Raw genomic sequence first — 13,519 nt, 5'->3', positions numbered from 1 at the left:
TGAAAAATGCAGGCAACATCCACTGGCGCTCACCGCAGGCAACCCGCTGTGGTAAACTCGCGCGCAGATTTTTTTGCAGAACGGGAAACAGCTATGACAGCGCAGTGGGTGATGTACGGAATCAAAAATTGCGACACCGTAAAAAAAGCGCGCAATGCATTAACCGCGTCCGGCATCGACTACCGGTTTCACGATTACCGCGCGGATGGACTGGATGCCGCGCTGCTGCAGCACTTCATTGATCGGCTCGGTTATGAAGCGCTGCTTAATACGCGTGGAACGACCTGGCGTAAGCTGCCGGAAGCAGAGCGTGCCGCGATTAATGATGCGGCCAGCGCCAGCGTCGTGATGCTGGCACAGCCCGCCATCATTAAACGTCCGCTGCTTGCCGCCCCCGATGGCAGCCTGCTGCCGGGCTACAGTGCCGATCTTTACCACGCCTTTATTCAGGAGAAGTCATAACATGTTCTGTCCGGTTATTGAGCTGGCTCAGCAGCTCATCCGTCGCCCTTCGCTGAGTCCGGATGATGCGGGCTGCCAGGCCTTGCTGATCGCCCGGCTGGAGGCTATCGGTTTTCAGATTGAGCAGATGCATATTAATGACACGCTGAACGTCTGGGCCACGCGCGGTCACGGGGAAACTTTAGCGTTTGCCGGACACACAGATGTCGTGCCGCCCGGTGATGCAAATCGCTGGATCAACCCGCCGTTTGAGCCCACTATCCGGGATGGCATGCTGTTTGGACGCGGTGCCGCCGATATGAAGGGCTCGCTGGCAGCGATGGTGGTCGCCGCTGAACGGTTTGTTGCCGCGCATCCGCAGCACAAGGGCCGCCTGGCGTTTCTGATTACCTCCGATGAAGAAGCCAGCGCGGTTAACGGCACGGTCAAAGTGGTGGAGCGCCTCATGGCACGTCATGAACGCCTGGATTACTGCCTGGTGGGTGAACCCTCCAGTACAGAAATTGTCGGGGATGTGGTGAAAAACGGCCGGCGCGGTTCCATGACCGCAAACCTGACGCTGCACGGCGTGCAGGGCCATGTCGCCTACCCGCACCTGGCAGATAACCCGGTACACCGTGCGATGCCGGCGCTGAATGAGCTGGTGGCCACCGAGTGGGATCAGGGCAACGCTTTCTTTCCGCCAACCAGCATGCAGATTGCGAATGTGCAGGCGGGTACCGGCAGCAATAACGTTATTCCGGGTGAGTTTTTTGTGCAGTTTAACTTTCGCTTCAGCACTGAGCTGACCGATCAGATGATTAAAGATCGCGTGACGGAACTGCTGGATCGCCACCAGCTACGCTATACGCTGGAGTGGACTGTCTCCGGGCAACCCTTCCTGACGTCACGCGGCAAGCTGGTCGACGCCGTGGTAAACGCCGTAACGCACTATAATGAAATTAAGCCGCAGCTGTTAACCACAGGTGGCACCTCCGACGGACGCTTTATTGCCCGCATGGGCGCGCAGGTGGTGGAGCTTGGTCCGGTTAACGCCACAATTCATAAAATCAATGAGTGCGTCAAAGCGTCAGACCTGCAGCTGCTGAGCCGCATGTATCAGCGCATTATGGAGCAGCTGATCGCCTGACCGCACAAACAAGGAGACGGGGCATGGAGTGGTTAAAAGAGTACTGGTGGATACTGGTGATTGTGCTGATGGTGGGCGTGCTGATGAACGTCTATAAAGATCTCAAGCGCATCGATCACAAGAAATATATGGATAACCGGCCGGATTTGCCCCCGCATCGTGATTTCAACGATAAGTGGGATGATGAAGATGACTGGCCAAAGAAAAAATAGGCCTGGGGCGCATAAATACATCAGGGGCGCATAAATGCGCCCCCTACAAAAATTGTAGGGGCGGCATTCATGCCGCCCTTGTCGCAAAAGGTCGATGGATAAACCAGGGGCGCATGAATGCGCCCCCTACAATAATTGTAGGGGCGGCATTCATGCCGCCCTTGCCGCAAACGGTCGATGGATAAACCAGGGGCGCATAAATGCGCCCCCTACGGGCACCCGCAGGGGCGGCATTCATGCCGCCCGCTCCTACAGGAGCATCACAACGTCGTCGTCGTTTGGCTTTGCCCCGCTCAGTGCTTCATCAAAATAGCGGCGCGGTATGGTATATTGCAGATGATGCAGCGCCCGCGCCATGCTGCGTTCATCTATCGCATGCGGCAGATCGTCCACCACGTCCAGCGTCACATCTCCCCCCAGCTCAGTCAGACGCTGGTTTGCCGCTTCAGCATGCTGTAGCGGTACCTGCTCGTCATCGTCGCCATGAATAAGATGAATAGTATTACGCCTGCTGGCCCGTTCCGGCAGCGTGGTATAGCGCCCGCTAAAGGCAACTACCCGTCCGGCAAGCTCCGGCTGCGCTTTTACGCCCTCCAGTACCATGGTGCTGCCCTGCGAAAAGCCTACCAGCGCCGTCGCTTCCGGCCGGACGCCAGCGGCGCGCTGCCAGTGCCGGACAGACTCAATAAACACCGGCATGACCGCATCAACACACTGCTGCGGCGAACGATCCTGAGCAGGATAGTCCATGAACCACTGGCGGCCCTGCGGCACATTACCCGCATAAGGCGCACCAACTGACACCACCTGCGCGTCCGGAAACGCCTGCGCAAACCAGCTGCCAATCTGTGCCATCGCATCAGGGTTATCATCCGCGCCGTGATAAAGCAGAAAGAGCTGTGCAGCCTGCACCGGCTGCTGAACAACAACATATCGTAAAGCCATACTGACCTCCTGTAATCACTATACGCCGCAGCCAGCAGAGTGATACCGGGAAAATTTGAATAAGAACCCTGATTTATTGCAACAACGTCAGCTGCTGCTGCCAGGCTTGCGCTGCCTGCGGATCGAGCCGTTCAAGCGCCTCGGCCGTCTCCTGACGCAGCCGCTGTATCACCGCTTTGCGGCCGCTGAGACCGGCGCTGCTGCCCGCCTCACTCAGCGTCTGTTGCTGAAGCAGTATGGCCTGCGTTAACGGCTGTGGCTGTACGCGTACCAGCCGCTGCAGCACCGCATAGCTCGCTTCGAACGGGCGCTGCGCCCAGGCAAAACCGGCCAGCAATGCCACATCCTCTTCATTAAGATCCTGCTGCAATGCTGTCGCGCCCTGCAGCGGTAAATCGATAAGGTCGCGCAGCCAGACGGCGTCGCGTGCCAGCCGCTGTGCCGCCTGCATCTGCAATAATTTTCCGGCCGGCGTCAGCGCGCAGATAGCCATCGCGGCATAGCAGCCGCTGCTTGCTTCACGCTGCGATCCGACCCGCACCAGCGTGAAGCCGCAGGCGTGCCAGAAACGCCATAGCGTCGCCGTGTAACCAAAGCTCACTGACAGGAAATCGCAGCCGTCGGCCTGCTGACGCGCCTGTGCGACCAGCGCACGGCCCACTCCCTGCTGACGGCAGGCTGCGGTGACCGCAATACGACTGATGCGCAGGGAGCGCAGCGTGGCCGCCGTACAGAAACCCGCGTGGGCCGCCAGGGACTGCGCCACCAGATTACCGCGCGGGCGACGCGTACCCGCCCAGACCGCCTGCGCCAGCGCGATATCCAGCCCGCCCTCTTCAACCAGCCACAGCGCACCGGCCACGCTCTCCGGCGTACCGGCCAGCCAGAGTTGCATCCCCGGCGCGTCCAGCAGGCGTCGCAGGTCGAGCGGCGAGGTACGATAGTGCGCACTCGCCAGCAGACGATAACCCGCTTCCACCGCAGCGGGATGCGCATCCGGTGTTACTTTACAGAGCGTTGGTTCTGATGCCGGTTCAGCCTGATCCGCTTCTTCGAACAGCAGCGCGCGATTAAGCCACTGCTCCAGCGGATCCTGAGCGCTCCAGCGCAGGGGTTCATCCAGCGTAAAAGCGTGAACGTCAGGCAGGGTGGCGCAGAAGCGCAGCAGGAAGCCGCGTCCGGTGCCCTCATACCCCTGCACCGTTGTGGTCAGCAGCACGCGCGGAAAACGCGCGACCAGTTGCTGCAGCAGCGGCGCCGGGATCGCGGCAGCCTCATCAACGATCAGCCAGTCAGGCAGCGGATCAGCCGGCTGCTGTAGGATCGCATCAGGAGCCATAAAGGAAAACTGCTCGCCGGCAAACTGCGCCAGCACGTCTGTTGACACCTTTGCCGGAGCCGTGACCAGCACGCGTGACACAGTACGCGCCAGCATGCCGGCCAGCGCCGACTTACCGCGCCCGCGCGGGGCCGTGACCACCGCCACACCGGAGGTGAGCGCCTGCAGCTGAGCAAGAATAGTCGCCTGCTGCTGTGGCGCACGACACTGCCACTGCGGCCAGACGCCTGCGGCGGGCTGGCGCACCGGCTGATGCTGACGCTGCAGCAGCACCTGATCATCTGCCAGCATCAGCTGCTGCAGGCGATGTATAAAGCGGGGCGTGGCAATCGGCTCTGCAACATCGGCCCAGCGCAGGCTGTCTGCATCGGCAGTTGTCGCCCAGCTCTCCCACGGCGGCGTCAGCAGCAGCAGCCAGCTGCCGGCGCGCAGCGTGCCCGCCAGCGCGGCAAATGCCTCAGCGTGAAAGCCGTATCGCGCGTCGAACAGCGCATGCGTAAACTCACGTCCCAGCAGCGTACGCAGCGCGGCCGGGGCAACGTGCGGCGTCAGGTCGCGGGCGCTGCTCAGCGTGATCCAGTCACCCGGCAGCGCCTGCTGCCATAGACCGGCCTGCTCGCGCACCCAGTGTGCATCGCCCGCAATCACCGCTAAGCGACGAATGCCTGCCTGCTGCATCGCCGCCGTGATCACTGCACAGGACATCAGTTTGTGGCGAAGGTGTTACACTGGCCCGGATCGCCGCCGTCATAACCGCGTTTGAACCAGGTGTAACGCTGTTCAGATGTGCCGTGCGTGAAGCTGTCCGGCACCACGCGCCCCTGGCTCTGCTGCTGCAGGCGGTCGTCACCAATCGCTTCTGCCGCGTTAAGCGCTTCCTGCAGATCGCCTGTTTCCAGAATGTTCTGCTGCTGCATATAGTGGCCCCAGACGCCGGCAAAACAGTCGGCCTGCAGCTCCATTTTCACTGACAGCTGATTCACCTGTTTCTCGCTGGCGCCCTGCTGCATCTCACGTACTTTCGGCTCGATACCCAGCAGTTTCTGCACGTGATGCCCTACTTCATGCGCAATCACGTAGCCCTGCGCAAAGTCGCCGCCTGCGCCGAGTTTGGTTTTCATCTCATCGTAGAACGAAAGATCAATATAGACACTCTGGTCAGCCGGACAGTAAAACGGGCCCATCGCCGCCTGGCCGGTTCCGCAGTGGGTGCGCGTCACGCCGCGATACATCACCAGCTTTGGTGGCACATACTGTTTGTTCATCTGCTTAAACAGCTTGTCCCAGGTATCTTCTGTGGTCGCAAGGATCACTGAGGTAAATTTCGCCGCCTCGTTATCCTGCGCGGAGTCCACCTGGCGCTGCTGCACCGGTGCGCCGCCCCCGCCGCCCAGCAGTCCGGTAAGGTCATAACCGTAATACCCGGCGACCGCTACCACCACCAGCAGGATAATGCCGCCTTTGCCACGCGGCAGCCGGATCTGTCGCCCGCCTCCGCCAAAACCTGATGATTCGCCGCGACGATCTTCCACATTGTCGCTTTCACGACGCCCTTGCCAGCGCATGGCCTGCTCCTGTTTATTTTTCTTCAGATAGGCATGATTTTAGATGGGGCCAGGCATAATCACCAGCGTTGCAGCCCGGCAGATGACGGATATAAAAAAGGGCCGTCTGCAGAGACGGCCCGATATTACCTGCCACGTGATGCGGTTTAGTCGAGTTTTACCCCGAGGCGCTGCGCTACGGCTTCATACGCTTCAACGACGCCGCCGAGGCTCTGACGAAAACGGTCTTTATCCATTTTGTCCATGGTCTCTTTGTCCCACAGGCGCGCGCCGTCGGGTGAGAACTCATCGCCCAAGGTAACTTCACCGTTGAACAGACCAAACTCCAGCTTGAAATCCACCAGAATCAGACCGGCGTCATCAAACAGTTTGCTCAGTACCTCGTTGGCTTTATACGTCAGCTCCTGCATACGTGCCAGGTTCGCTTTACTGACCCAGCCAAAGGTTTCGCAGTACGACTCGTTGACCATCGGATCATGTTTGGCGTCATCTTTCAGGAAGAGATCAAACAGCGGCGGACTGAGCAGCATGCCCTCTTCCACACCAAGGCGTTTGACCAGCGATCCGGCCGCGCGGTTGCGGATCACACACTCTACCGGCACCATCTCCAGCTTTTTCACCAGCGCTTCGTTATCAGACAGCAGCGCTTCCATCTGAGTAGGAATGCCCGCTTCCTGCAGCCTGGTCATAATAAAGTGGTTAAACTTGTTGTTTACCATGCCTTTACGATCAAACTGTTCGATTCGCGCTCCGTCTCCTGCTGATGTATCGTTGCGGAACTCAAGTACCAGCAAATCCGGATTGTCGGTACTGTATACGGTTTTCGCTTTACCGCGATACAACTCAGCTCGCTTTTGCATCTTGTTAACTCCAGACATGAAATAACCCGTGTTCAGCGGTGTTCCACCGCGCAACGACTGCGTGACGCAATCGTTTACCTCGCCGGGCGCCATTATGCCAAAATCAAAACAAAAAGGCCGGAGAATCTCCGGCCTTTACACAATTATTTATTCAGTGCGCCCTGCATGACGGCGACCAGCGCATCGTTCTGCGCCTGGGTCAGCACGTGACCCTTGGGATCGATAAACTGCAGACTACTGCGGTTATCAAGGTCGCCGACCTGCAGCTTATAGTCACCGTTCGGCAGCTCCGGATCTTTGGCGCCAATCGCGTCAAATGCACTGCTGCCCGGTTGCTTGTAGGTCACTTTCAGACTGCCCTGCGAACGGTTGTCATCTGTGACTTCCATGCCTGCACGCTGCAGCGCCGCCGGCAGTCGCTGCCAGGTGACGTTAAACGGCGAACGCAGGATCAGCAGCGGCAGGCCGGTGTCATCCGCGCCACTCTGTACATCGATCTGCCCGGTTGCACGCCCGGCGGCGGCATCCTGACTGGCGGTATCAATCTTATCCAGACCGGTGCTGAGATCGTTAAGCATCTGGCCGGTATAGCGCTGAACCTGAGCCGGTGAAGTCACCGTCTGGCCCTGCTGCTGCAGCTCAAGCAGACGCACCGTCAGAACCTGCTGATACCCCTGGTTCTGGACGCTGATCTGATAGCGCCCGCGATACTGATTATCTTCATCTGCGCGGTTCCACTGCACCCAGTCGGTAGTGAGCTGCTGCCCGGCATCATTACGCTGAGCAATCGGGAATTTATAGGATTGCACCACGTTGACCACCTGTGACCAGATAGAGCCACGGCTGCTTTCCAGTGCGAGTACGCCGGTATTACCGGTGAACTGCGCCCGGGTACCGTTCATCAGCGCCAGCGGCTGCGCCGGCGGACGGATATCAAGCGCTTTACCCAGTGCGCCATTGGCTACGCGATGCGGAACCTCATAGTCGCCGTTCTGTATCGGCAGTATTGCTCCTGCCGGCGCGTTTAAATCACGCAGTTCAGGCGTCTGAAGATAGGACTCATCGCCGCTCACCTGGCGCTTGTAACGCTGATCGCTGGAACAGGCTGTCAGCAGCAACAGGGTAGACAGGCCCGCTACTGTTGCCAGCGTCGAACGCTTAACTGAAAAACTCATTGATTCTCCCTAAATTAACGCAGACCCGCTTTGATAAGTGCCTGCGCTGTTTTTTCCTGACCCGCGCTGGTCAACGGCGTCATTGGCAGGCGCAGCGTGTCATCCGCGATCAATCCCAGCTGTTTCGCGGCCCATTTTACCGGAATAGGATTGGGCTCACAGAAAAGCGTCTGGTGCAGATGCATCAGACGCTGATTCAGGCGGCGCGCGTCGGCAAATTTGCCCTCCTGCGCCAGCGCGCAGAGTTCAGCCATTTCACGCGCCGCAATGTTGGCGGTGACAGAAATAACGCCTTTGCCGCCCAGCTGCATGGAATCCAGCGCGGTGGCATCATCGCCACTGACAATAATGAACTCGTCACCAACCAGCTGTTGGATCTGTGAAACGCGCGATAAGTTCCCGGTCGCCTCTTTAATACCGATAATATTTTTGATTTCCGCCAGGCGTGCCACTGTTTCCGGCAGCATGTCGCAGCCGGTACGTGACGGGACGTTATAAAGCATCTGCGGCAGGTCGGTGCTTTCCGCAATCGCTTTGAAGTGCTGATAAAGCCCTTCCTGAGTCGGACGGTTGTAGTAAGGCGTTACGGTCAGACAGCCGACTACGCCGGTGCCGGTAAAGCGTTTTGTCAGAGAGATCCCTTCAGCAGTGGCGTTAGCGCCCGTTCCGGCAATGACCGGAATACGGCCATCGGCCAGCTCCAGGGTTTGCATAACCACATCACCATGCTCTTCATGGCTGAGCGTTGCAGATTCGCCGGTGGTGCCAACAGAAACGATCGCTGCGGTTCCGCTGGCGACATGATAATCAATCAGTTTTTTCAGACTCGGGCGGCAAACCTGGCCCTGGTCATTCATAGGCGTAATGAGTGCAACAATACTTCCGGTGAACATGGGCTATCCCCTCGACAAACAAGTGCCTCATGTTACGTTTTACCTTGAAAGAAAAGCAAGCGAGCCAGCCCATTCCCGCGCTTGTCAGCAGTTTTTTTTATGTTTACCTTATAGTTATTAGCGAACGTACAGGAAAACTCATTTTGTCGCAGCCACAGCCGCATCATCTGGTCATCACTGCCCTTGGCGTTGATCGTCCAGGTATCGTTAACGCTATTACCCGCCATGTCAGCAGTTGCGGCTGTAATATAGAAGATAGCCGTCTGGCCATGCTCGGCGATGAGTTCACCTTTATTATGCTGCTTTCCGGCAGCTGGAACGCTATCACGCTGATTGAATCCACCCTGCCGATGAAAGGGGCTGAGCTGGAGCTGCTGATAGTGATGAAGCGAACGAATGCGCGCGCCACGCCACCGATGCCGGTGACGGTCCGGGTTCAGGTAGAAGTGCCGGATTCGCCACGCATTATTGAGCGCTTTACCGATCTGTTTGATAAACATCAGCTGAACATCGCTGAGCTGGTATCGCGTATCAACCCGGCTCAGGACAATGAACAGCCGGTACTCTATATTCAGATGACGGCACACAGCCCGGCTAACCGGGTCAGCGCGCCCATAGAGCAGGCGTTTAATCAGCTCTGTGAAGAACTGCATGCACAGGGCTCAATTCGCCTCTATAGTGTCACCGACGACAGCAGCAGTGTCCTGTAATCAGGCTCCGGGTTATTTCGCCACACACTCTGTTGCGGCAACATAACGTGTTATGAAATAACCCTGAGGTAAACGTCCGGCAGGCCAGCAGGCGATGCCGGGTGTCATACCCACAGCATGAACAAAAAACGGAGAGTTGTGATGAATCCACTGAAAGCCGGTGATACCGCACCGAAATTTAGCTTGCCCGATCAGGACGGCGAACAAGTAAATTTGGCCGACTTCCAGGGACAGCGTGTTCTGGTCTATTTCTACCCGAAAGCGATGACGCCAGGCTGTACCACTCAGGCCTGCGGCCTGCGCGACAACATGGATGAGTTGAAAAAAGCGGGCGTTGAGGTACTGGGTATCAGCACCGACAAGCCGGAAAAACTGTCCCGTTTTGTTGAGAAAGAGCTGCTGAATTTCACGCTGCTCTCTGATGAAGATCACCAGGTGTGCGAGCAGTTTGGCGTATGGGGTGAAAAGTCCTTTATGGGCAAAAGCTACGATGGCATTCACCGCATCAGCTTCCTGATTGGTCAGGATGGTAAAGTGGAGAAGGTGTTCGACAGCTTTAAAACTTCAGACCATCACGATATCGTGCTGGATTACGTTAAGTCTGCCTGATCACAAGCGGTGCGCTTCCGCTGCGCACCGCTTCCCGTTACCTCTTACTCTGTGACCTGCCGTTCCGGCATGGTTTCCGGCCAGGCGCGCACCACCGCTTTCACCAGCGTGGCCAGCGGAATAGCAAAAAATACGCCCCAGAACCCCCACAGTCCGCCAAAAATAACCACTGACAGAATAATCACCAGCGGATGCAGGTTCACCGCCTCTGAAAACAGTACCGGGACCAGTACGTTGCCATCCAGTGCCTGAATCACCAGATACACCACCATCAGCGTCCAGAAGTCGCTGCTGAGCCCCCACTGAAACAGTCCGACGCCGATCACCGGCAGCGTGACAGCCAGCGCACCGACGTAAGGGATCAGTACCGAAACGCCCACCAGCACCGCCAGCAGCAGCGCATAATTGAGTCCCAGCAGCAGAAAGGCGATCCAGCTGACGACGCCGGTCACCACCATCTCCAGCACCTTGCCGCGAATATAGTTGGTGATTTGCTGATTCATCTCTTTCCATACCGTACCTGCCAGCCCGCGATTACGCGGCAGCACGCGCCGTACTGCGTTCAGCATCTGATCTTTATCTTTCAGCAGGAAAAACACCATCAGCGGCACCAGTACCAGATAGATCATCAGCGTCATCAGGCCAACCAGCGAAGCCAGCGAATAGCGCACCAGAGATTCGCCCAGGCCGGTCAGGCGGCTGCGCAGATTTTCCACGATAATATCGATAATGCCTGCATCCACCAGCGCCGGAAAACGCTGCGGCAGCGCAGCAGCAGAGACATAGAGCTTGTTAAGCATGTTGGGCAGATCGCGCGTCAGGTTAATGCCCTGCTGCCAGGCAACCGGCGCCACTATCAGTACCATAACCAGCAGAATGCCGGCGAAAAGTATTAACACGATGCTGGTTGCCCAGCTGCGGCTGCAGCCGATACGCTGCAGCCGGACCACAGGCCACTCAAGCAGATAAGCGAGCACCAGCGCCACCAGCAGCGGGGCCAGCAACCCGCTAAAGAAAAACAGAATGCAGAACGCCGCCAGCAGAATCACCAGCAGGCCAATCGCCTGCGGATCGCTGAAGCGACGCTTGTACCATTGAAACAACAAAGACAACATCAACCTTATCCTTTTACTGCACCAGAACGGCACGTAGCCGTCCGCTTATCGACCCGCACGGATCAGCGTATAATGCTGCTGACCAGCGCGTCATGGCCGGCAATCATCACACAGTTTCGTCCGGCGTGCTTGGCCTGATAGAGCGCCGCATCCGCCTGCCTGAGACTCTCCTCCTGCGTGCCCTGCTGCGGTTGCCAGCAGGCGATGCCCACTGAGAGCGTGATATGGCCGGGCGGATCAATCCAGCGCTCTGCAATGCTGACGCGTACCCGCTCGGCAATAACCCGCGCCTCTTCAATAGTGGTTGCCGGCAGCAGCATCAGAAACTCTTCGCCACCGTTACGGCAGACCACATCCGTCTGACGGGCGTTGCTGCGCAACGTCTGCGCAACCTGCTTAATCACGTCGTCGCCCGCGCTGTGGCCAAAATTATCATTGACCCGTTTAAAGTGATCGATATCCAGCGCCAGCACGGCAAAGGGCTGCTGCATCGCATCAAAATAGTCGAGCACGGCGTGCAATCCGCGCCGGTTGAGCAGCTGTGTCAGGGGATCGCTTTGCACTTCTGACTTAAGGCGCCCGATTTTATCCTGTACCAGTCCGATACCGGTCAGCAGTGCCCGTTTCACCTGCGCCGCCTCAAAATACCACGCGCGGATGCCGCCAATTTCTGCCGACACCCCCTGCGTATCCATCTGGCTCGCTTTTCGCGACAGCTGCCAGAGCGGCAGCGCAATCAGCCGGGCCAGCACGATCGCCACCAGCAGCGTCAGCAGCGCAAACGGCACCGAATTCTTCAGCACGTTCAGCAGCAGGCCGGAAAGCGGAGCCAGCGTAACCGCCACAGGCTTAAGCGCCACAACCATCCAGCCGGTACCCGGCACCACCGCGTAGCCAATCAGCTTGTTGCTGTTGTTCTCCGTGATCTGTGCGGTGCCGCTGCTGCGCTCCTCCCGCTCGCGTTCGCTGATAATAGCCGGCACGCTTTTACCCACCAGCTGGCTGTTCTGGTGATAAAGCACCTGATTGTTACGATCCAGGACAAAAATCTGGGTCCCGTCGCGATAATATTGCTCGCCCAGCAGCGCATTCAGGATACTTTTCTTCTTCAGATAGAGCGTGCCGCCCACGTAACCCAGATAGCGCCCTTCGCTATTCCAGACAGGCCATGAAACAAACACGATGAGATTGTTTGCGGCTGAGATCACCGCCCTGCTGACCAGCGGCTGCCGCTGCGTCAGCGCTTCCCGGGACGCCTGGCTGGTAAGCTGCATGCCCTTCAGCGTCAGGGATTCCGGCGAGATCGCTTTCACGATGCCGTTACTGTCCACCACCGCGACGGAATTGAAGCTGCTGGTCTGCTCACGCAGGCGGCTGACTTCCTGCTGCGCGAGCGCCTCATCGTCAAACGCCTGGCCCAGCAGGTTAGCGCTGAAGTGCAGCTGCGACTGCGCCTGCTGAAAGAAAAGTTCTGTGGTGGTTGCCAGCTTTGTCGCGTAGGCGCGGTTGGCTTCCAGCGTGGTTTCAATCAGCACCATGCGCTGCACGCGCCAGGTCGCATAGAGCGTGTTTGCCAGCGTGATGACAATACTGATAATTGCCAGCAGCGCGATCAGCGTCCGCAGGTCAGTTTTTGGCCGGATTCGCGTCAGCATAACGCCGCCGCGCGGATAGGTTGCTTCATAGATTTACGTGCCTGACGCTGTGGTGATTGAGGGGGTCACTTGTTGTTATGAGAGACACACAAGTGTACACCGCTCAGGTCGTTTCAGCACGGATCATCCCGCCGGACTGGCAACAGAACTCTTTTTTACGCTGGATCGGTTTGCGGATTGAAGCAGAGAGGTGACAGCGGCCTGCGCCGCTGTCGGCTGAAATCACAGCATCAAAAAGGCGTATCCTTCATTCTGCAGCGTAGCGACCGTCGTGCCGCTGGAGAGCGTATGGGTTACGCGGGTATCGATCCAGTCACGCTGCAGCTGGTGAAATGCTACGGACTGATCGCAAATCGTGACTTTGACGCCTGCTTTTTTCAGCTCATCAATCAGTTTCAGGTTCGGGTTGTCAAAACCGTACGCCTTGTGAAACTGCTCATTATTCAGTGCAGCCGGGACCGCATCGCTGTTAATGGACACCACAAAGTTCAGCTGATTAAGCGGCACACCCGCAGCGTAATAGAGGTTGGTTACGCGCGCCACGCGCTCCAGACCCAGATTAGGCTGATGAATATCACCTTCGCTGCGGTTGATCTGAAACACAATTTTGTTGCTCAGCCCGGGCGTCATTGCCGGGTTGTAGTCCGGCGTATTCACAAAGTGAATTTTGCCGTAGCCGGCAATTGCCGGGGTACTCCAGAAGTCAGCGGGCTCCGCTTTTTTATCGGCAAATTTACCGCTGACTTTATCCACCAGCTCAGGAAGCTGTAACACATTGCCGCCGACAAACCCTGCCAGCGCGGCGATAACAATATAAGACGCTACACGCATTCTGTTTCTCCTTAACCGA

Annotated in this window: 14 protein-coding genes; 5 read left to right on the top strand and 9 right to left on the bottom strand. The window is 57.7% G+C overall.

Features of this window, described 5'->3' with window-relative positions:
• The first annotated feature begins 93 nt into the window (after positions 1–93).
• From BBA90_RS08315 to BBA90_RS08305, 3 genes are read left to right on the top strand one after another with little or no spacing between them, the layout of a single operon-like run.
• Positions 94–462 (top strand): ArsC family reductase, encoded by a 369-nt coding sequence (locus BBA90_RS08315; protein ID WP_065650431.1) that lies wholly within the window; start codon positions 94–96, stop codon positions 460–462.
• Position 463: 1 nt separating this feature from the next.
• Positions 464–1,591, top strand: coding sequence for a succinyl-diaminopimelate desuccinylase (gene dapE / locus BBA90_RS08310; protein WP_065648723.1), 1,128 nt, complete (start codon positions 464–466; stop codon positions 1,589–1,591).
• Positions 1,592–1,614: 23 nt separating this feature from the next.
• Positions 1,615–1,803: a YpfN family protein gene (locus tag BBA90_RS08305; protein WP_039379517.1), complete on the top strand. Its 189-nt coding sequence runs from the start codon at positions 1,615–1,617 to the stop codon at positions 1,801–1,803.
• 249 nt (positions 1,804–2,052) lie between these two features.
• On the opposite strand, the gene ypfH is transcribed toward BBA90_RS08305, so the two are convergent.
• The 6 genes from ypfH to dapA form a co-directional block, all read right to left on the bottom strand.
• Positions 2,053–2,748, bottom strand: coding sequence for an esterase (gene ypfH, locus BBA90_RS08300; RefSeq protein ID WP_065648722.1), 696 nt, complete (start codon positions 2,746–2,748; stop codon positions 2,053–2,055).
• Between the two features lie 73 nt (positions 2,749–2,821).
• The gene (locus BBA90_RS08295) at positions 2,822–4,792 is read right to left on the bottom strand and encodes a tRNA(Met) cytidine acetyltransferase TmcA (RefSeq protein ID WP_065648721.1); all 1,971 of its coding nucleotides are present in this window, start codon (positions 4,790–4,792) and stop codon (positions 2,822–2,824) included.
• Entirely contained in the window at positions 4,792–5,652 is an 861-nt protein-coding gene (gene ypfJ / locus BBA90_RS08290; RefSeq protein ID WP_065648720.1) for a KPN_02809 family neutral zinc metallopeptidase, read from the bottom strand. The genes BBA90_RS08295 and ypfJ overlap by 1 nt, the downstream gene beginning before the upstream one ends.
• A 146-nt stretch (positions 5,653–5,798) precedes the next feature.
• Positions 5,799–6,512 carry a phosphoribosylaminoimidazolesuccinocarboxamide synthase gene (purC, locus tag BBA90_RS08285; RefSeq protein WP_065648719.1) on the bottom strand — a complete coding sequence of 238 codons (714 nt, stop codon included), beginning with the start codon at positions 6,510–6,512 and terminating at the stop codon, positions 5,799–5,801.
• Positions 6,513–6,655: 143 nt separating this feature from the next.
• Positions 6,656–7,687, bottom strand: coding sequence for an outer membrane protein assembly factor BamC (gene bamC, locus BBA90_RS08280; RefSeq protein ID WP_065648718.1), 1,032 nt, complete (start codon positions 7,685–7,687; stop codon positions 6,656–6,658).
• A gap of 14 nt (positions 7,688–7,701) precedes the next feature.
• Positions 7,702–8,580, bottom strand: a complete 879-nt coding sequence (gene dapA, locus BBA90_RS08275) for a 4-hydroxy-tetrahydrodipicolinate synthase (RefSeq protein ID WP_065648717.1) — start codon at positions 8,578–8,580, stop codon at positions 7,702–7,704.
• A gap of 143 nt (positions 8,581–8,723) precedes the next feature.
• Between dapA and BBA90_RS08270 the strand changes: the two genes are divergently transcribed.
• Both BBA90_RS08270 and bcp read left to right on the top strand, forming a co-directional pair.
• Positions 8,724–9,290 carry a glycine cleavage system transcriptional repressor gene (locus tag BBA90_RS08270; protein ID WP_065648716.1) on the top strand — a complete coding sequence of 189 codons (567 nt, stop codon included), beginning with the start codon at positions 8,724–8,726 and terminating at the stop codon, positions 9,288–9,290.
• Between the two features lie 141 nt (positions 9,291–9,431).
• Positions 9,432–9,899: a thioredoxin-dependent thiol peroxidase gene (gene bcp, locus BBA90_RS08265; protein WP_065648715.1), complete on the top strand. Its 468-nt coding sequence runs from the start codon at positions 9,432–9,434 to the stop codon at positions 9,897–9,899.
• A gap of 44 nt (positions 9,900–9,943) precedes the next feature.
• Here bcp and BBA90_RS08260 read toward each other — a convergent pair whose 3' ends face one another.
• From BBA90_RS08260 to BBA90_RS08250, 3 genes are all read right to left on the bottom strand, one after another.
• Positions 9,944–11,014 carry an AI-2E family transporter gene (locus BBA90_RS08260; RefSeq protein WP_065648714.1) on the bottom strand — a complete coding sequence of 357 codons (1,071 nt, stop codon included), beginning with the start codon at positions 11,012–11,014 and terminating at the stop codon, positions 9,944–9,946.
• 62 nt (positions 11,015–11,076) lie between these two features.
• A complete protein-coding gene (locus BBA90_RS08255) occupies positions 11,077–12,669 on the bottom strand; it encodes a sensor domain-containing diguanylate cyclase (protein ID WP_065648713.1) in 1,593 nt (530 codons plus the stop codon).
• Between the two features lie 222 nt (positions 12,670–12,891).
• A complete protein-coding gene (locus BBA90_RS08250; protein WP_065648712.1) occupies positions 12,892–13,500 on the bottom strand; it encodes a DsrE family protein in 609 nt (202 codons plus the stop codon).
• Positions 13,501–13,519: the final 19 nt, after the last annotated feature.

Origin of the sequence: Pantoea eucrina (assembly GCF_001691555.1) — a bacterium.
Taxonomy (GTDB): Bacteria; Pseudomonadota; Gammaproteobacteria; order Enterobacterales; family Enterobacteriaceae; genus Pantoea; species Pantoea borealis.
Note: the sequence above shows the minus strand (reverse complement) of the source record. Positions and strands in the feature narration are given on the sequence as shown.